This window comes from Treponema denticola (assembly GCF_024181605.1).
GTDB classification, from domain to species: Bacteria; Spirochaetota; Spirochaetia; order Treponematales; family Treponemataceae; genus Treponema_B; species Treponema_B denticola_B.
On record NZ_CP054477.1, the window covers coordinates 2,459,746 to 2,477,048 of the forward strand.

At 36.7% G+C, this 17,303-nt stretch carries 19 protein-coding genes, 5 tRNA genes and 2 other RNA genes; 19 read left to right on the forward strand and 7 right to left on the reverse strand.

Going from position 1 to position 17,303, the window contains the following annotated elements; all coding sequences use genetic code 11:
* Window positions 1-128: 128 nt before the first annotated feature.
* The 8 genes from E4N80_RS11520 to E4N80_RS11555 all read left to right on the forward strand — a co-directional run bounded on the left by E4N80_RS11520 (window position 129) and on the right by E4N80_RS11555 (window position 4,124).
* Window positions 129-731: an ATP-binding protein gene (locus E4N80_RS11520; protein ID WP_253699324.1), complete on the forward strand. Its 603-nt coding sequence runs from the start codon at window positions 129-131 to the stop codon at window positions 729-731.
* 271 nt (window positions 732-1,002) lie between these two features.
* A complete protein-coding gene (locus tag E4N80_RS11525; protein ID WP_002684794.1) occupies window positions 1,003-1,179 on the forward strand; it encodes a type II toxin-antitoxin system RelE/ParE family toxin in 177 nt (58 codons plus the stop codon).
* The gene (locus tag E4N80_RS11530; RefSeq protein WP_253699325.1) at window positions 1,154-1,492 is read left to right on the forward strand and encodes a HigA family addiction module antitoxin; all 339 of its coding nucleotides are present in this window, start codon (window positions 1,154-1,156) and stop codon (window positions 1,490-1,492) included. Before E4N80_RS11525 ends, E4N80_RS11530 begins: the two co-directional genes overlap by 26 nt.
* A 154-nt stretch (window positions 1,493-1,646) precedes the next feature.
* The gene (locus E4N80_RS11535; RefSeq protein WP_002684791.1) at window positions 1,647-1,997 is read left to right on the forward strand and encodes a PEGA domain-containing protein; all 351 of its coding nucleotides are present in this window, start codon (window positions 1,647-1,649) and stop codon (window positions 1,995-1,997) included.
* Window positions 1,998-2,148: 151 nt separating this feature from the next.
* Window positions 2,149-2,394 (forward strand): hypothetical protein, encoded by a 246-nt coding sequence (locus E4N80_RS11540; protein WP_253699326.1) that lies wholly within the window; start codon window positions 2,149-2,151, stop codon window positions 2,392-2,394.
* Window positions 2,391-2,789, forward strand: coding sequence for a type II toxin-antitoxin system VapC family toxin (locus E4N80_RS11545; protein ID WP_253699327.1), 399 nt, complete (start codon window positions 2,391-2,393; stop codon window positions 2,787-2,789). The genes E4N80_RS11540 and E4N80_RS11545 overlap by 4 nt, the downstream gene beginning before the upstream one ends.
* 34 nt (window positions 2,790-2,823) lie before the next feature.
* Complete coding sequence (locus tag E4N80_RS11550; protein ID WP_253699328.1) at window positions 2,824-3,630, forward strand: MBL fold metallo-hydrolase; 807 nt, start codon at window positions 2,824-2,826, stop codon at window positions 3,628-3,630.
* A gap of 5 nt (window positions 3,631-3,635) precedes the next feature.
* Entirely contained in the window at window positions 3,636-4,124 is a 489-nt protein-coding gene (locus tag E4N80_RS11555; protein WP_253699329.1) for a DciA family protein, read from the forward strand.
* Between the two features lie 238 nt (window positions 4,125-4,362).
* Here E4N80_RS11555 and E4N80_RS11560 read toward each other — a convergent pair whose 3' ends face one another.
* A complete protein-coding gene (locus E4N80_RS11560) occupies window positions 4,363-4,881 on the reverse strand; it encodes a methylated-DNA--[protein]-cysteine S-methyltransferase (RefSeq protein WP_253699330.1) in 519 nt (172 codons plus the stop codon).
* A 94-nt stretch (window positions 4,882-4,975) separates the two neighbouring features.
* On the reverse strand, window positions 4,976-6,124 hold the full coding sequence (locus E4N80_RS11565) for a class I SAM-dependent methyltransferase (RefSeq protein ID WP_253699331.1): 1,149 nt from the start codon (window positions 6,122-6,124) through the stop codon (window positions 4,976-4,978).
* 251 nt (window positions 6,125-6,375) lie between these two features.
* Here E4N80_RS11565 and E4N80_RS11570 point away from each other — a divergent pair.
* The 10 genes from E4N80_RS11570 to E4N80_RS11615 all read left to right on the forward strand — a co-directional run bounded on the left by E4N80_RS11570 (window position 6,376) and on the right by E4N80_RS11615 (window position 11,294).
* Window positions 6,376-6,460, forward strand: a tRNA-Ser gene (locus tag E4N80_RS11570).
* A 26-nt stretch (window positions 6,461-6,486) separates the two neighbouring features.
* Window positions 6,487-6,573: transfer RNA gene (locus E4N80_RS11575), tRNA-Ser, on the forward strand.
* A gap of 10 nt (window positions 6,574-6,583) precedes the next feature.
* Window positions 6,584-6,657: transfer RNA gene (locus E4N80_RS11580), tRNA-Arg, on the forward strand.
* A 41-nt stretch (window positions 6,658-6,698) separates the two neighbouring features.
* Window positions 6,699-6,783: transfer RNA gene (locus E4N80_RS11585), tRNA-Ser, on the forward strand.
* Window positions 6,784-6,829: 46 nt separating this feature from the next.
* Window positions 6,830-6,916 (forward strand) — tRNA-Ser (locus tag E4N80_RS11590).
* An RNA gene (gene ffs, locus E4N80_RS11595) (signal recognition particle sRNA small type) lies at window positions 6,917-7,015 on the forward strand. It begins immediately after the preceding tRNA gene.
* A gap of 49 nt (window positions 7,016-7,064) precedes the next feature.
* Window positions 7,065-8,009 carry a cyclic di-GMP binding protein gene (locus E4N80_RS11600; RefSeq protein ID WP_253699332.1) on the forward strand — a complete coding sequence of 315 codons (945 nt, stop codon included), beginning with the start codon at window positions 7,065-7,067 and terminating at the stop codon, window positions 8,007-8,009.
* A 44-nt stretch (window positions 8,010-8,053) separates the two neighbouring features.
* Window positions 8,054-9,196 (forward strand): tetratricopeptide repeat protein, encoded by a 1,143-nt coding sequence (locus E4N80_RS11605; RefSeq protein ID WP_253699333.1) that lies wholly within the window; start codon window positions 8,054-8,056, stop codon window positions 9,194-9,196.
* 417 nt (window positions 9,197-9,613) lie between these two features.
* Entirely contained in the window at window positions 9,614-10,591 is a 978-nt protein-coding gene (locus tag E4N80_RS11610) for an ABC transporter substrate-binding protein (protein ID WP_253699334.1), read from the forward strand.
* Entirely contained in the window at window positions 10,563-11,294 is a 732-nt protein-coding gene (locus E4N80_RS11615) for an ABC transporter permease (RefSeq protein WP_253699335.1), read from the forward strand. The genes E4N80_RS11610 and E4N80_RS11615 overlap by 29 nt, the downstream gene beginning before the upstream one ends.
* Window positions 11,295-11,366: 72 nt before the next feature.
* On the opposite strand, the gene E4N80_RS11620 is transcribed toward E4N80_RS11615, so the two are convergent.
* On the reverse strand, window positions 11,367-12,245 hold the full coding sequence (locus tag E4N80_RS11620) for an Rpn family recombination-promoting nuclease/putative transposase (RefSeq protein WP_253699336.1): 879 nt from the start codon (window positions 12,243-12,245) through the stop codon (window positions 11,367-11,369).
* A 154-nt stretch (window positions 12,246-12,399) separates the two neighbouring features.
* On the opposite strand from E4N80_RS11620, the gene ssrA reads away from it, so the two are divergent.
* Window positions 12,400-12,750: a transfer-messenger RNA gene (gene ssrA, locus E4N80_RS11625) on the forward strand.
* A gap of 5 nt (window positions 12,751-12,755) precedes the next feature.
* Here the strand turns inward: ssrA and cobO are convergent.
* From cobO to E4N80_RS11645, 4 genes are all read right to left on the reverse strand, one after another.
* A complete protein-coding gene (gene cobO, locus E4N80_RS11630; RefSeq protein WP_253699337.1) occupies window positions 12,756-13,271 on the reverse strand; it encodes a cob(I)yrinic acid a,c-diamide adenosyltransferase in 516 nt (171 codons plus the stop codon).
* Window positions 13,272-13,340: 69 nt separating this feature from the next.
* Window positions 13,341-14,627: an ArsB/NhaD family transporter gene (locus E4N80_RS11635; RefSeq protein WP_253699338.1), complete on the reverse strand. Its 1,287-nt coding sequence runs from the start codon at window positions 14,625-14,627 to the stop codon at window positions 13,341-13,343.
* 46 nt (window positions 14,628-14,673) lie between these two features.
* On the reverse strand, window positions 14,674-15,840 hold the full coding sequence (locus E4N80_RS11640; RefSeq protein WP_253699339.1) for a glycerate kinase family protein: 1,167 nt from the start codon (window positions 15,838-15,840) through the stop codon (window positions 14,674-14,676).
* Window positions 15,841-15,864: 24 nt separating this feature from the next.
* Window positions 15,865-17,220: a GntP family permease gene (locus E4N80_RS11645; RefSeq protein WP_253699340.1), complete on the reverse strand. Its 1,356-nt coding sequence runs from the start codon at window positions 17,218-17,220 to the stop codon at window positions 15,865-15,867.
* Window positions 17,221-17,303 lie beyond the last annotated feature (83 nt).

The window sequence follows — 17,303 nt, forward strand, 5'->3', positions numbered from 1 at the left end:
AATTTTCTTTGCTCAGGTTAGGTTGTAAATTATTGATTTTTATGGTATAGTGAGGAAGGGTCGAAAGAATGTTATACGCACAGCTTACTGAGCTGGTTTTAAATATTTAATAAACAAAAGGATTAAGCATGGCAAATTTAGTTGTAGTCTGCGGACCTCAGGCCGTTGGTAAAATGACTGTTGCAGAAAGTTTGAGAGATAAGCTTAAATATAACATGATGATGAATCATGACAGCATTGAAGTTTCAGACAAGATTTTTGGGTTTAATACACCTGCACAAAGAGAATTCAATTCCATCTTCAGGATAAATGCCTTTGATCTTGCTGTAAAGTATAATCTTGATTTGATTTTCACTTATGTTGCAGCTTTTGAAATGAAAGAAGAAATTGATTATCTTAAAAGTCTGGAGATGCAATTTACGACTTCAGGAGGTAACTTTTATTTTATTGAACTCAGTGCAGATTTAGATACCCGTCTTAAAAGAAATCTGACTCCTCATCGCATGGAAAGAAAAGCATCAAAAAAGGATACTAAATGGAGCGAAGAAAATCTTTTAAAGGATATGCAGTGCCACAAGTTAAATACGGAAGATGGAGAAATTCTTTTCAAAAATCATCTGAAAATAGACAACACAAATTTTTATCCAGATGAAGTTGCAGATATCGTAATAGAAAAATATAAACTCACTGCAAACCAAAAGGAAGAAAAAGAATATCGATATGGAGTGTAATAAGCCTGTATTTCGATGAAGATGAATATGTTTCAATGGACGCCTTATGGCACGATAAACTGTAACTTTGAAAAATAGTATATATTTTTATAAATTGAAGCTTAAAACCCAAATTAATAACTTGGTTTTTTGGATAAAGTTATGTTTTATTATAATAGCTACTTGAGTAAGAAAAAATAAACTTTTATCTAAGTGTTTTTTAACTTGTTAAGGAAATCAACGAACTAAAAGTCCTTCAACAATTCAAAATGTTGCGAGAAGAAAACTTCGAATGATTAAAGCTGCAAAAGTTGTAGAAGATTTAAGAATCCCTCCTGGTAATCGCTTAGAAAAACTTGTTGGGAATTTAGACGGATTTTATTCAATCAGAATAAATGATCAATGGAGAATTGTATTTAAGTTTGAAAATGGAGGTGCGGAAAATGTCAGAATCACAGATTATCACTGATGAAAGATTGCCAAATATTCATCCTGGAGAAATTCTTAAAGAAGATTTTTTAGATGCGATGAATATTTCTGCATATCATCTGGCAAAAGAAATCAATGTTCCTGAAACAAGAATCTCAGAAATAATTCACGGAAAGCGTTCAATTACTGCGGATACAGCAATCAGATTTTCAAAATTCTTTGGGACTACAGCAGAATTCTGGCTCAATCTTCAGAATCTTTATGATCTAGAAGAAGAAACCAATAATCATTCCCTAGAATTTGAAACAATAATTCCAATAAACATTGACGACCATAAATTAATTTACAGATAGAAAAAAAATCTTATAGACTTTGCTTCTGCAGATATAAGCTAATAGTATTTATATATAATTTGTTCAAAAATAAACTTGATTCTGAATATGTTGAAAATATTTATTCTTTACATTATAATTTAAATATAATTTAAAGAAAAAGAGGTTTTTTAATATGAAAAAATTTGTATCTATTTTGCTTGTTTTAATTGTTTTATTATCAATCTTGTCTAGTTGTGTTACAAAAACAAAAGTTACATTTGATACCGATGTTCCTGGGGCTGATGTATATCTTGACGGAGAATATATAGGAAAAACTCCGGTTACGAAAAAATTAAGTAATGCTGTATGGAAAGATCCTCATGTTACTATAAAAAAAGATGGTTATCAAGATATACATACAAATATTAAAAAAGAAGTTAAAATGATAAACCTTATTTTTGGCTGGCTATTGTGGTTACCGTCATTGTTATGGGTGCATGGACCTAAACAATATCAGTATTATATTATAAATACTGCAAATTGAAACAAACCTTTTCAGGCCTAAAAATAGGAAGGGCATGAATCAAAGATAATTATTTTACAGGGCTTAAAAGAAATTAATAAACTTAAAAGTCGGCCTTTCTCCATTGATTAATCATACAAAATGATGTATATTGTATGCAAGGAGGTGCGATATGCCGCTATTGCAAGTAAGAGAATGTCCTGAAGATATTTATAGAAAAATTACTTATGCCGCAAAGAGTGAAAATAGAACTATTGCACAGCAAATCATTGTTTTACTTGAAAAAGCCTTGGGGCAAGAAGAATCAAATATTTTGCGTCGGAAAAATATTCTAAAAAAAATTCAAAGCCGAGATTTTTCGCATGAAATAAAAGCTGTAAATCCCGTAGATCTTATCAGAGAGGATAGAGACAGGTGATTATAGTTCTTGATGTAAGCGCTGCAATAGAAATACTTTTTCAAAGGGAAAAAAGCAGCTTATTCTCCGAGATTTATTCCAAGGCCGGTTGGATTATAGCCCCTGATTTATTTGTTGCCGAGATGACAAATGTTTTATGGAAGTATTATAGAGCCGGACTTATAACACATGAAGATTGTATTCAATATGTACAAGATGGGCTTTATATGGTGGATGATTTTATCGATGCAAGGACATTATGGAAAGAATCTTTATCGGAAGGAATTAAAAATAATTATTCAATTTATGATATGTACTATTTGGTTTTAACTAGAAGAAATGACGGTACATTAATTACTAATGATACTGCCTTAGCCGATATTTGTAAAAAAATGAATATAAAAGTTTGTAATTAAAAATAGGATTTATTATTTGATAGAGGAAAAACACATGAATTTAATCGAATTTTTCGGAACTACGGTAAAGCCTAAAATTACAAAAGGCAAAAATATGCTGAATCCCATACCTACAGGTAAGATCACAGAAGGCGTTTTTTGTATAAGGGATAAAGATGTAAATGTCTTTTTAATCAAAACAAAAAACTACTATATAGCAATAGATTCGGGCTATAAAAACAGTGAAAATCTGATAAATGGCTTAAAAGAGCTGGATATAGACAGAAACGATGTAAAATACCTTTTTTTAACCCACTTGGATTTGGATCATGCGGGCGGTATTGACGGGAGATGTGATAATATTTTCCCGAATGCAAAAATCTTTTTGGGAAAAGAAGAAGAAAAATATCTTAAATCGATTTATTTCCGCAAAAAAGTGCTCTTTTTTAACCTAAAAACCCCTATCAAAATCTTTAAAGATTATACCTGCCTTGAAGATAGAGAAACCGTTAATTTGGATGAAAACAGCATAGAAGCCGTTCTTACCCCCGGCCATACCCTTGGACATCTGACTTATATCTTGAACGATAAAATCATTTTTTCCGGAGATTGCCTTATAATGAACAGTGAGGGCGGCTACAGTATGTATGACCTATGGAACATTGATACGGCACAAAATATCCGTTCTCTATTTAAACTAAAAGAAATAGCTCTTCAAAAAAAATGTGAAATGCTCATAAGCTCCCATACAGGTTTTACTGCCGATATCGAAAAGGCCTTTAAACATATAGATGAAGCTCCTGACTGGAAGGCCAAAGGATTCAAGTTTATCGAAAATGCCGTAGAAAATCTTTATGAGTAAAAAATATGAAACTTTTTAAAACATCAAAAGAGATAGTAGATAATTTTTCTCAGAAATTTAATGAAATGGCGGAAATTTCCTCGAACCTTAATAACGAGCAAGCCCTATCTGTCTTTGAAGGATGGGAAAAAGTCATAGGCGATAAAAAATTGGCAGCATATTGCGAGCTTTATGATATAAAAAATGATACGGCAATCATAAAAACCGAACATACAGGCTGGAGTCAACAGCTTTTAATGCGCAAGAAGAAGATTCTATATAATTTTAAAAAATTTTATCCGGCGTTGGAGGTAAAAAATATTTCGATTTTTGTTGAGCCCGAATTTGAACTAAAGAGAAATTCTGATGTATCTGAAAATCTTAATCAGAACTTAAGTATAGATATTGAAGAAGATAATCCAAAAACAACTGACGAACCCGATAAACCCCTTCCGCCCGAATTAGCAAAAGCTTTAAAATCCCTAAAAAAATCCATATTAAAAAAGAATAAGTGAAAGGCAACATATTCACAGTTATTCAAATTTAATAAACAAGTTATCCACAAGCAAAAATTAGAATATTTTATAAAATCTTTTTATATCGATATCTTTTTTTTGAAAAAGAAAGAAAAAAGGCGGTAAAACTCTAAAAAGTCCATCAAAAGGGTTGTTTTAGTCTTATTTTTGCTCATCCTATAAATAAAAATGTTTCACGTGAAACATAGTGCTTATACTTAATTTTAAGCTAAGTTTATCACAAGTTATCCACAAGAGGAATTAACTCAATTTGACACTCTTTTTGCTCAAGGTGTAAAAGAAATCTTTTGCGATCCAAACCTGCGGAAAAACCGCCTAATTTTCCGCCTGTGCAAATTACTCTGTGACATGGAATTATAATTGGGATAGGATTTTTCCCGTTAGCATTCCCTACGGCTCGGCAGGATTTGGGATTGTTTAAATTTTCTGCTATCTGTTTATAGGATAGAGTTTTTCCATAGGGAATTTTACAAAGCTCTTTCCACACGGATTTTTGAAAATCCGTACCTTCAGGAGAAAGCTGTACCGTAAATTGTTTTAAACTTCCTTCAAAGTATTTTTGTAATTCTTCTTTGGCTTGTTGGCATATTTTTACGCCCTTTGTAAAATTATCTTGAGTTTGTTCAGGTAGATTTGTAATGGAATCTTTTTTTATAAATCTTAATTCTTTTAGACCGGAGTTATCTGCAATAATTAGTATCTTTCCAATCGGACTGTCAAAATATTCATATACCATAAAGACCTCATATTTGGTTTTCACTTAAAAGTTTTTCTAAACAAGGTTCAATTAAAAAAGCTTGTTTTATCTCTTTAAATTCTTCTTTGGCTTTTTAAATAAGTGCTGTTTTACTTTTTGCTTTATCATCAAGCTTTACTGCCTTGATTAAAATATTTTTAGGAGTATGTTCCGTTTCAATAAATTCTTCAACGCTTACCTTATACCCTTCCGATTCCAGTAATTTTCCTCTAATTGTATCAGTAAGCAAGGAAGCAAATTTTTCTGTAATAATACCGTAATCAAGCATTGGGGATAGAGGCTTTATAACTTTATCCCTGTTTTTACGAATTTGAGTGTTAAGCTCGTGCTGGCAGCATGGAACTGCGAATATTATTTTTGCATTGCTTTTGACAGCCTTGGCTATAGCTAAATCCGTTGCCGTATCGCAGGCATGGAGGCTTATCACCATATCCGGCGGACTATCAAACTTAAATCGGCCTATATCTCCGACTTCAAAGGTAAGATTGGCAAAACGGCATTCCCGGCTTAATTTATTACAAAAATCTATTACATCTTCTTTTAGATCCAAGCCGCATATTCTAACGGGTAAATTTTCAATTTCATTTAAATAATAATAAAGGGCAAAACTTAAATAGGCCTTACCGCAGCCAAAATCCGCAATCTGCAGCTCTTTTTTTTCTTTTAAAATATCTTTTAGTTCAGGAAGAACGGATTTTATAAATTCCAGATATTTATTTATCTGCCGGAATTTATGGTATTTGCTTTGAATAATCTTTCCGTCATCGGTAAAAAAGTTAAGTTTTTTTAAAAAGAGCGGCATCTTGGAAGTGCTTAAAATATATTCTTTTTGCTTATTGTGTTCAAAACTTTCGTTTATCGATGCATTCTTTTTACTTAAAAGTTTTTCTTTTTTTATAGGTTTTGTCTTAAAATGAATGACCCCTTTATTGTTTTGCAAAAAAATAAGTTGATTATTTGAAGATTTAAATTCTGCAATCTTAAATTCAAAAAAAAGGTCTTCCAGCTCTTTTTGCAAACTTTGATGTAAAAGATTTTTATGAAAAACCTTTGCATCTTCAAAGATTTCTAATTGATATTGTTCTTGATTTTTCAATATTATTTTTCTCAATTTTATTTTTTGAATTGATGAATCTTTTTTTACAGGCTTTGAAAAAAAGCCTGAAATAATATTATGCTCAATACAAAGTTCCGCTGCTTTTTCTGCTGATACTGTATTCATAAAATGCTCCATTAACATCTTATCATAAACCCTTATGTGATACAAGACTGCAAAATGTTTCACGTGAAACATTTATGTTTTAATTATATAGATAAGTATATAACCAATATAGTTATACTACTTTGAAAATAGGTAATTTGGAAAATACTGGCTTGCAACTAAAAAAAGGATTATCTAAAAAAGAGTGATGCTGGTGTCATAAACCTATTGACAAAAACCCTGTTTTTAGGGTAATATGAACCCTACATTTTGGAGCGATGGCCGAGCGGTTGAAGGCGGCGGTCTTGAAAACCGTTGTGCCGAGAGGTACCGGGGGTTCGAATCCCTCTCGCTCCGCTATTGTTTGTGATTGTGCAAACTCTGGAGTGGTGCGAGAGCGGTCGAATCGGGCTCCCTGCTAAGGAGTTGTACCCTTACGGGTACCGGGGGTTCGAATCCCCCCTACTCCGAATAGTTTTTGAGGCTATAGCTCAGCTGGATAGAGCGTCAGATTGCGGATCTGAAGGTCGGCAGTTCGAACCCGCCTAGCCTCGTTAAAAGCCGGCTGAAGATTTCAACCGGCTTTTTTATTTTTGGAGAGATGCGAGAGCGGTCGAATCGGGCGGTCTCGAAAACCGTTGTACCGCAAGGTACCGGGGGTTCAAATCCCCCTCTCTCCGTTTTATAACGGAGAAAAGATTTAACTGTAAACGCATTCCTTATTTTGGAGAGATGTCCGAGTGGTCGAAGGTACACGATTGGAAGTCGTGTGTGCCAGAGATGGTACCGAGGGTTCGAATCCCTCTCTCTCCGTCCCGGGGCCTATGCAAAAAAGGTTTTTCGAACCCCGTCAGATCCGGAAGGAAGCAGCGGTAGATTAATTCTTTTTGTGCCGTAGTGTTCCCGGGTTTTTTATTTTAGCCTTATTGACCTTTTAGCAAATAACTATTATCATATACCTATGGCCTTTGCAGCAAGTCAGCAGATAAACAGATATTACAATCTATATAAAAATATTGATGTAACTTTCTCAAGAGAAGTTGTTTCTACCCTTAATTTTGAGCCTAAGCAGGTTTTTGTGCGTTGTTCCGGTGGACAATGGCCATGCATTATCAATTCGGCTTCTATGACAAAGGCTAAAATAATTTGCGGCAAAAAAAGCGGTTTTCTAGATAAATTGAGGAGCGGCATAACATCCGTAAATATAAGATTTGCTTTTTTTGATGCTGAAGGAAAAGATCCTCTTTCTTTTTTTGTTGCAGCTAAGTTGATCGGTATTTCTTCTTATGAAGCCGGAAACCAAGATCTTGTCTTGATAACCTTTGAATATACCCAGAGAGCTCCGGATGATTTAATAGAAAAATTAGGTGTTTTACTTGAAGCCAATATCAATTCACAAAAACGACAAAATGAGAGAGTTGTTATTACTCCCGAGATAAGCAGGAAAATAGGTCTTGTAGAAAAAGGAACGGTTGTGTATATAGATGCTGTTCCTAGGCGCTGTATTATTAGAGACCTCTCTTTTTCTGGGGCAAAAATCCTTCTTGTCGGTATTGCAAACTTTTTAGTTAATAAAGAAGTTATCCTTCGTTTTGCTTTTGATGATCCGCAGTCTGTTTTCGGAATAAAGGGAAGAGCTATAAGGACAGAACCTGTTGAAGGCAGAAAAGACTTGGTCGCTCTTGCTATTCAGTATTATCCGAAGAATATTCCAATGATGTATAAGATGTACTTGAATAAGTATTTTTCGGTTATGCGTAAACCGGCTTCGGATGGTTTTGGAGATGACTTTTTGGAAGATGTGGCTCCTCCTTCATCTTTTGAGCCTGTTTCGTCTCCTATCAATGCCAATACGCCTCCTCTAACGCCGCCCCCGGCTGATCCTGCTCCGGAACAAATTTCTTAGCAATGACCTGCTGAAATTTCAAATTAGCATATTTAGGAGAAAAAATGCAAAATCCTATCGATTCGCTTTTATACGTACAAATATCGGCTGAACAAGCCGGCAAGATTTTTGAAGCTCTTGACTCTTCTATTCCTCTTCCTATTCAATTATCCGAACCTAACCAAAAAGAAGATTTTAAGGCTGAAGATATGGAACCGGAAATGATTTTAGCCGGAATGCTTACCGTTTTTGCGTATGACCGGGAAAATCCCAATATTGCATATTATCGAAAAATATTTAATTTACTCCGTCCCGATATCCGTAAAGAAATGACTCAGGCTGCAATCATCAAAATCAAAAATAATGATTTTGATATGGCTGAAGAGATTTTACTTTCTCTTGAAGGCTTAAATCCCGATGACGGTATAACTAAATTAAATCTTGCTCTTTTGATGGAGGAGCGTGCTCAATATTGTCAGATGAGAAATCTTTTCGATGATGCTTTGAGCTTTAACAAAAAAGCCGAAGACCTTTATTCCGAACTTATCCTTTTTGAGCCTCCTTTGCCGGCCGCTTTTTTTAATGCTGCATATTTTTTTATAAAGCAGAAAAATTATATAAAAGCCAAATCCCTTTTAAAAACATATTTGGAAATAGAAAATGACTCTTCAGAAACAGGCGAATTCCGAAAAGCTAAGGCTTCCGAGATGCTTAAAACTATTTCGGAACAAGCCCTTGACGATGAGTTTTTCCAAAAGGCCTATAAATATATTGATTTAGGCGAAGAAGAAAAAGCCGCCGAAAGTATAAAGCTTTTTTTGAGAAAGAATCCCAAGGTTTGGAATGCTTGGTTTTTGTTGGGCTGGGCTTTAAGACGGATGAGCCGTTGGGAAGATGCCCGATCTTCTTTTTTAAAAGCCATTGAACTTTTAGAAAATTCCGAAATTTCAGACAAAGAACCTCTTTGTGATGTTTACAATGAGCTTGCAATTTGTTTGATGGAGTTAAAACTTTTTGATGAAGCTGAAAAATATCTTATAAATGCCCTGAGTTTAGATTCCGAGAATATAAAAATTATTTCCAATCTCGGCACCCTCGCCCTAAAACAGGGAAAACAAGAAGAAGCCGAAGCCTTTTTTAGAACCGTTTTAGAAATAAATCCTGACGATAAAATAGCTTTGAGTGTTTTGGGTAAATATCAGGCTTAAGTTAAACGGTAAGTTAAGCCAAGGTTTATTTTAATCGGCGTTGTTACACCGCTTAAAAACACTGCCGAGTTTGCTAATCGCAAACATCGCTTATTATATGCCGTTTCTCATTTTATTGCGAAACGGCATAATTCAACAGTTTCCAAAATTGATATTTTGTTCAACTGTTGAATTTTAAGGAACTTAATCTCTTGACCTAAAAAGATTATTTATAGTATTCTTATCCGGCTGGGAAATCGATATTTGGAGGTATGATAAACAGTTCGGCAGAAATTCAGCCTCACTGTTTATCTGCCGAGTTTTATACCTTTGGTATAAAACTTCGCATTATTATATGTGTGTGCTTTCCGGCACACACTTGAAAAAACTTTTTTCGCAAATTTATATTTGCTACAAAAAGTTTTTATGGAGGAAAGTATGAAAAAAATATATTCGAGCTTCTTTTTTTTGTTTGTTGGCCTTAGCTTACTATTTGCAGGCGGAACCAAGGAAAAATCTGCAAATGACAGCTTTAAAGTTAAGGTTGTGTTACCCGCAGGAGCACCTGCTGCAGCTCTCTCAAAGCTTGTGTATGAAAAAACGCAGTTTGATAATTCTGAAACCGAATATGAGATTGTTTCAGGTCCGGAGCTCTTACAGGCGAGGTTTTTATCGGGGGAGGCCGATATTGCTGTCGTTCCTACCAATCTTGCATCAGTTTTATATTCAAAACAGAAAAATATAAAATTGTTGGCACCCATCGTTTGGGGAAATCTTTATTTTATAAGTTCGGAGCCTGTTTCTTCGATAGCGGATTTAAAAGGCAAAACTATTTATTCTTTCGGAAGAAATAATACGCCCGATTTGACTGCACGCGAAGTGCTGAAGAAGAACGGCCTTGACCCCGATAAGGATGTGCATTTTGAGTATTTAAGCGCTGCCGGAGATATTCCGCCTGCTTTTATAAGCGGCAAGGCGAAATATGCTCTTGCGGCAGAACCTTCTCTCAGTATGATTATGACAAAAAAGCCCGGTACTAAGGTTGTTGTTGATATTCAAGAAGAATGGAAAAAAGCCTTTGCAGGAGCTTCTTATCCTCAAGCTTCTCTAATTGTAAATGCCGAATTTTTAAGAAAGCATCCCGAATATGTAAAGGCCTTTTTAGACAAAGTTAAAGAGTCTTCCGAATGGATAAAGGAAAACCCTCAAAAGGCGGCCGAGTATGCTTCCCAAATTGCTGCATTGCCTCCGCCTCCCATTTTATCTAAGGCTATTCCTAAGCTGAACATAGCCTTTGTTGAGGCTGAAAAAGCAAGGCCGGCTGTAGAAGCTTATTTGAAGGTTTTGGCTGAAACCGATCCTAAATTTATAGGCGGAAGTTTGCCTGATGATGCTTTTTACTATAAAGCAAAATAAGTTTAAAATAGGCGGGGCTTTTTTTTGCCTTATTCTTTGGGAAATATTTGCCCAAGGCTTAAAAGCTCCGCTTATTATCCCTTCTATAAAAGAAATAGTATCAGCGCTTTTCGTTATTATAAAAACTCCGGAAACTTATGTTTTTATTTTAAGCAGCCTTATCAGGATTTTTATAACATTGTCTATAGATTCCTTTATTGCATTTCTTTTAGGTATAGCTTCCGGTTTAAATAAAAATGTTGAAGATTTTTTATCGACTCCCGAAAATATTTTAAAATCCAGCCCTACAATATCCGTTTTGCTTTTAGCCTTAATTTGGTTTAAATCGAATATGACGCCCATCTTTGTAACAAGCTTGATAGTTCTTCCTCTTCTGTATAGAAACATTGTAGACGGAGTAAAAAACATAGATAAAGGTCTGATAGAAATGTCTTACGATTTTAATGTTCCTTTCGGTAAAAGATTAAAAAGTTTATACCTTCCCTGCATAAGACCCTTTTTGAAGAACGGTTATATTTTAAGTACGGGCTTTGCTGTGAAGGTTGTTATAATGGCAGAGGTCTTAAGCCAGCCGAAATACGGCATAGGCTCTGCTTTTCAAACAGCTAAGATTCAGATTGAGACCGCTTCTATCTTTGCATGGACGGGAATAGCCGTCTTACTTGCCTCTCTCTTGCAAAAGGGAGTAAGAAGGGTTTTTTAGGATTATTAAAAGAAAACAGTATTTTTTGGCAAATCTCTTGAAGCTGTTCAGCCCATTTTTAAAAACTGATTTCTATAGAGCCTTTATTTCTTCAACGGAAAGCCCTGTGACCTTTGAAATTAAGTCAATACCAAGATTTTCATATCTCATCAGCTTTGCCGTTTCAAGTTTTGTTTGGTATGAGCCGTCAGAAAAGCCTTGTTCAATTCCTTGTTGTATGCCAATCCTTAGGCTTTCTTCTCTCTGTACTGCGATATCTGTATCATAATCGTATTCGGCTACTAACATGTTGATTACCTCCCGTGATTTTCGCTGTAAGTATTCTTTTAAGATTCCTTTTTCTATACATATCTTTACCGCATTGGTAAAGCCGTTTTCGCTGTCGAGTTGGGTTTGTTTTCTTACCTCTTCTACAAAGAGGCTGTATTCTTCAAGCGGTTTGCAGGCTGCTAAGACTTTATTTGCTTTGTCTGTGTTGATATTGAGCACTTGTATCGTCAACTCCAGCGGGACTTGTTCAGGTTTTGTGATAAAGGCATCGGAAAGCTTTAATGTTGTAGTTTCAGGGTAGTCTTCCTTGCCGTTATAGAAAACGTAGAATTCAGGCGTAGGTATTTTTGACAGCTTTCTTAAATAGCGGTCAGTCGGTGCTTGCAGTTTTTCATAGAGCCTTGCTATGTATTCCAAAAAGCGTAGAGGCATATTCTCGTTTATGGTGGATTGATGTTCTGCAAGAACAATGATTTTACCATCTACAAGGCAGGAAACATCATTGATTATGTTCATGTACATAACATTATCGAGCCTTATATTTTCTACCGGCGACGAAAGCGGAAGGTTCGTACCATGTAAAGCATTGTAGAGAGATAAAAAGTTTTCTTTTGCCTTTTCATCTTCACTGAAAAGGTCTACAAATACTGAATCTTTATATTTTCTATTTGAAGTACTCATAGCTGTTTCCCCTTCTCTTGTATTATAACATAGATTAGCGAATTTTAAAAGAGTCAGGCTGCTTGTACGGAAATTGATTTCCATGTTAGTAAAAATCTTAGTATTGACTTTTTCATATAAATTTAATATAAATATAGTAATCTATTTATAGCTTGGGGATGTTCCGGTTTCGACCGGAAAGACGGAGGCTTAAGCTGCAGGCGGAGTGCCGATCTCCTGATTCGGCAAACACTATAACTGCCGAAAATAACGACAGTTTCGATTACGCCTTAGCTGCATAATCGCGGAATCTGCTTTGCACTGCTCCGAGCGGGGCATGATTCCGACGCCAATCGGGGCTTGCTTTTTAGCGGTGTGTAAACGTTAAAAGGGACTTTTTTTACACTAAGGATTCGACGCTTTCGGTGCTGCTACCGGATCCCTACAACTACCTCGCACCGATAAGCCTGTAGACGCTTCTGATTCCCTTTTCGGGACGGGGGTTCAATTCCCCCCATCTCCATCAGCTTTTTAAGATTCTATACCCCGCCTTGCCTGTACACCGTCATTAAAATAGTGCTTTATCATCTTCATTTCGGTTACAAGATCTGCAGCTTCAATTATTTTTTTATTTGCATAGCGGCCGGTTAAGACGAGTTCTACGGATTCGGGTTTGTTTTTGATAATATTCAGAATGCGTTCAATATCAAAAAGGCCGTATAAAAGGGCAACATTTACTTCTTCCATGATGACAACATCGTACTCGCCCGACATAATTATTTTTTCAATCTTATCCAAACCTTCATTTGCCCTTTGAATATCCTTTTCCGTAGGATCATTATGAACAAAGTGAGCTTCTCCGTATTGTTCTATTGTGAGATTGGGAAGGTACTCAGGGGCTTTTAGCTCGCTGTAATTCATTCCCTTTAAGAATTGGCCTATATAAACCTTGTATCCGGCACACACGGCTCTAAGAGCAAGCCCGAAGGCCGCTGTCGTTTTTCCCTTACCGTCTCCGGTATAAACTTGAACATAACCTTTTTTCATATTTCCCTCCAGAAAAATTAAGCAAATTCGCTATGTCTTGATTATACCGTTTTTTTGGTAAAGATACAATTACACGCCGTAACAAAGCCAAATAAGAATATAACCTATTACAACCGCAGTAAGGGTGTAGGGAACGCTCATCTTCATAAATTCGCTGTTTTTTACCTGATGGCCTTCGTTTCTTAAAATAGCGAGAGAAGTAATATTTGCAGAAGCCCCGATGGGAGTAATGTTTCCGCCGAGGGTTGCGCCTGAAAGAAGTCCGAAAAACAAAATGGGCGAAGCTATATTAAGTCCCTGCGAAAGAATTTGTATAATGGGCAGCATTGCAGCGACATAAGGAATATTATCTACAAATGCCGAAATTAAAACCGAACCCCAAACTATTATTGTGTAAATTAAAAATACATTTGAACCGAGGGTTAAAAAGAGGTCGGCAATGGCCTGTATAACGCCTGCTCTTGTAACGGCTGCAATAATGGTAAAAAGCCCCATCAGTAAAAAGAGGGTTTCAAAGCTTAGCTCTTTTTTTACGACTTTTAAAATATCAAGTTTTTTTGTTTTTATGATATTATAGATAATACCTGCTACCATAAGGCCTGTACAAATTAAACCGTTTATTGTTTGAGGCTTTTTGTCTTCCGGTAAAAATGAGGCACCAATCATAAGCACAATCATTACAAGAAGCAAAATTGAAGGGAAATAATCCGTTACCTTGGTAAGTTCAACCTTATCCGGTTTTTGGACGGCCTTGCGGAAAATAAAATAGATAATTCCGGTGGCGGCAACTGCTGCGATTTCAACGGCAAAGAAAAGAGAGGGTTTTCCCAAGTACCAAAAAAAGTCGAAGAAGGTCATGTTTAAATGGCTTCCTAAAAGAATTGAAGTTGTGTCGCCTACCAAGGTTGCTGCTCCTTGAAGGTTTGCTGAAATCGAAATAGCAATTATGGGTTTTACAGGTGACATGTTTAGCTTTTTTGATAGTACAATTGCAATAGGTGCCAGCATTAAGACTGTGGCAACATTATCCATAAAGGCTGAAATAAAACCTGCAAAGAGTGATAGACATACTATAATCCATTTTACATTCGGAACATCGTTGATGATCTTATCTGCAATGCGTTGCGGCATCTTAGATTCGGTAAAGAGGGCAACCAAACCCATTGTTCCTGCAATCATTAAAATAACATTCCAGTCAATGGCAAAAAAGACTTCATTATAAGGGAGTATCCCTAAAAGCACAAAGATTATGGCCGATGAACAAGCAACTATGGGTCTGTGGTTTGTCAGGGTAATCATCAAAATATATGTCAGCCCGAATAAAACGGCCGCTAAAACGAGAGGGTCTGTAACCATGGTAATCTCCTAAAGGGTAAATTCTTACACTAAATGCTAAAATTTGTCAACATATAGAAAAAATCCTGATTAGCCGCAAGACATCCTTCATTGTTGCGGTTAAATCCGACTCGGCTGTTTTTTTTGCTTGGCTGAAAGGTACGGCAAGACGGTTTATGCTGAATACGGCGGAAACTCCCATTTTATAAATATCGTCTATACCCTCTTCTGCATCGCCTACGACAGCTATCACAGGTACATTTTTCTTTTTGGCTCTTTGGGCAACGCCTGCAATAACCTTTCCTCTTAAACTTTGACTATCCAATTTGCCTTCTCCCGTAAAAACAAAATCGGTATTATCCAGTTTTTTCTCAAAGCCAACCGTATCAAGAACAATTTCAATACCCATTTTTAACTCGGAACCTAAAAAGACAAGAGTTCCGTAGCCCATGCCTCCGGCAGCCCCTGCCCCGGGGATTTCTGCCGTTTCAGAACCGGAATTGAGGGTTTCGGTTTTTCCTGCAACCAAGGCTAGATGTTTTAGGCCTTGGTCGAGTTCTTCAACCATGCCGGGGTCTGCCCCTTTTTGCGGACCAAAGATGTAGGCTGCTCCGGTTTTTCCGAAAAGGGGATTATCTATATCGCACATAGTCGTAAACTTTGCTTTTTTTACAAGGGGGTTTAGGCCTGTCATATCTATGCGTTCAATATTTTTTAAGGTTCCGCCTGCCGGAATAAAACTTTTTCCGTCCTTATCAAAAAACTTGACTCCCAATGCTGCTGCAGCTCCGCAGCCGCCGTCATTTGTCGCACTTCCGCCCAAACCGGTTATAATATTTGTACATCCGTTTTTAAGGGCATCGGCTATGAGTTCACCTACTCCATAGGTCGTGGTAAGCGATGGGTTAAGTCTTCCTACTGCAAGAGGGAGACCGGCACAGGCGGCCATTTCAATTACGGCAGTCTTTTCGGCATTCGGATCTTCATTTTTTAAAATACCGTAAAAGCCTTCCATTTCTTCAAAAAAAGGATTTTTGACTTTAACCGTTTTTCTTATTCCGCCTACAGCTTCCAAAAAGGCATCGACACTGCCCTCCCCGCCATCCGCTACAGGGATTGAAAGGGTTTGAGCTTCAGGGAAAATTTCTTTTATCTCATTTTTCATCAAAGTGCATATTCGAACCGAGCTCATTGTTCCCTTAAAGGAATCGGGGATAAGCAGTATCTTTTTCATAGCATTAACCTCTTTTAAATTGTTCTATAAAAATAAGGATATGATAAATATGCCTATAATTGCAGCAATACCGATTACAAGAGTCATAAGGGTTTGAGTTTTGTATCCGTCCTCAGCCTTTAGACCGCCGAAGGTTGTGACTACCCAGAAATAACTGTCATTTGCATGAGAAACGGTCATTGCTCCGGCTCCGATTGCCATAACGGTTAAGGCCGATAGGGGAACGGTAGCAAGGCCCAGGGGAGCCATAAGAGGAGCAAGGATTCCTGCCGTAGTTGTAATTGCAACCGTCGATGAACCTTGTGCAGATTTTAAAATAGCAGCCAAAAGGAATGGGAAGAAAATGCCGACGGTTTTTAAAACGGCAGCATGTTCTGTAATATAACCTACTAAGCTTGATGAAGCTATAACCTTGCCTAAAACACCGCCTGCGGCAGTTACAAAGAGAATGGGGCCTACAACCTTTAAGGTTTCATTTGTGAGAATATAAAAGTCTTCTGCTTTTTTTTGACTTGCAAAAAGTATGATACCGAAAAGGAGACCTACCGCTAAGGCCATAATCGGAGCTCCGAGGAATTTTAAGATATCGGCACCTACACCGCTCATCTTTGCCATAGAAGCAACTGAAGAAAGAGCCATAAGAAGAATCGGCACAACAATAGGGGCTATGGCACTAAAACCGTTCGGAAGAGTTCCATAACTTGCAACCAGTTCTTCATAGGATTGTGAAACTTCATTTGTAGAGCTGTCATCTGAAGCCTTTACCTTAGTTCCTATATATCTTGCAAAAAAATAACCTGCTATGAGGGGGAAGATAGAAGCTAGGGCTCCCATACCGATTACTAAAAGCAGGTTGTTTCCTATGCCGAGTGTGCTTGCAGCTGCAATAGGGCCGGGTGTAGGCGGAATAAATACGTGTGAAATATACAAACCGGCCGATAGGGCTACAGTCATTGCAACGCTCGAAATTCTTGTTCTTTGAACAAGAGCCTTGCGTATCGGGTTTAGAATAACAAAACCGCTGTCACAAAATACGGGAATTGAAACTATCCAGCCCATAATCAGCATAGCAAGTTCAGGATGCTTTTTACCTACAACCTTGATAACCATATCGGAGAGCTTTAGAGCTGCTCCCGTTTTTTCAAGGATTGTTCCGATTAGGGCACCAAGAATAATAACAATACCGATACTTGTAAAAGTTCCGCTAAAACCGGCTCCTATTGTGCCGGGAATCTTTATCAACGGTATTCCTGCGGCCAGAGCCAACAGAAGCGAAACTCCCATAATCGATAAAAAGGGATGAATTTTCAGCTTTGAAATAGCGAAAATCATAAGAGCAATAGCAATAACAAATGTAATAATAAGTGCTATACCTTGCATATAAGCCTCCGGACATTTAATAAATGTAAGAAGAATTATATCATATAAATGTTTATAATGCAAATTTAAATATGGTAAAGGCT

Bases quoted from the DNA above. Each gene is read 5' to 3' on its own strand.
- E4N80_RS11560 (WP_253699330.1), bottom strand. From the start codon at position 4,881: ATGGTATATGAATATTTTGACAGTCCGATTGGAAAGATACTAATTATT.
- E4N80_RS11640 (WP_253699339.1), bottom strand. From the start codon at position 15,840: ATGAAAAAGATACTGCTTATCCCCGATTCCTTTAAGGGAACAATGAGC.
- E4N80_RS11565 (WP_253699331.1), bottom strand. From the start codon at position 6,124: ATGAATACAGTATCAGCAGAAAAAGCAGCGGAACTTTGTATTGAGCAT.
- E4N80_RS11645 (WP_253699340.1), bottom strand. From the start codon at position 17,220: ATGCAAGGTATAGCACTTATTATTACATTTGTTATTGCTATTGCTCTT.
- E4N80_RS11530 (WP_253699325.1), top strand. From the start codon at position 1,154: ATGTCAGAATCACAGATTATCACTGATGAAAGATTGCCAAATATTCAT.
- E4N80_RS11555 (WP_253699329.1), top strand. From the start codon at position 3,636: ATGAAACTTTTTAAAACATCAAAAGAGATAGTAGATAATTTTTCTCAG.
- E4N80_RS11605 (WP_253699333.1), top strand. From the start codon at position 8,054: ATGCAAAATCCTATCGATTCGCTTTTATACGTACAAATATCGGCTGAA.
- E4N80_RS11540 (WP_253699326.1), top strand. From the start codon at position 2,149: ATGCCGCTATTGCAAGTAAGAGAATGTCCTGAAGATATTTATAGAAAA.
- E4N80_RS11600 (WP_253699332.1), top strand. From the start codon at position 7,065: ATGGCCTTTGCAGCAAGTCAGCAGATAAACAGATATTACAATCTATAT.
- E4N80_RS11520 (WP_253699324.1), top strand. From the start codon at position 129: ATGGCAAATTTAGTTGTAGTCTGCGGACCTCAGGCCGTTGGTAAAATG.
- cobO (WP_253699337.1), bottom strand. From the start codon at position 13,271: ATGAAAAAAGGTTATGTTCAAGTTTATACCGGAGACGGTAAGGGAAAA.
- E4N80_RS11610 (WP_253699334.1), top strand. From the start codon at position 9,614: ATGAAAAAAATATATTCGAGCTTCTTTTTTTTGTTTGTTGGCCTTAGC.
- E4N80_RS11535 (WP_002684791.1), top strand. From the start codon at position 1,647: ATGAAAAAATTTGTATCTATTTTGCTTGTTTTAATTGTTTTATTATCA.
- E4N80_RS11525 (WP_002684794.1), top strand. From the start codon at position 1,003: ATGATTAAAGCTGCAAAAGTTGTAGAAGATTTAAGAATCCCTCCTGGT.
- E4N80_RS11615 (WP_253699335.1), top strand. From the start codon at position 10,563: ATGATGCTTTTTACTATAAAGCAAAATAAGTTTAAAATAGGCGGGGCT.
- E4N80_RS11550 (WP_253699328.1), top strand. From the start codon at position 2,824: ATGAATTTAATCGAATTTTTCGGAACTACGGTAAAGCCTAAAATTACA.
- E4N80_RS11635 (WP_253699338.1), bottom strand. From the start codon at position 14,627: ATGGTTACAGACCCTCTCGTTTTAGCGGCCGTTTTATTCGGGCTGACA.
- E4N80_RS11620 (WP_253699336.1), bottom strand. From the start codon at position 12,245: ATGAGTACTTCAAATAGAAAATATAAAGATTCAGTATTTGTAGACCTT.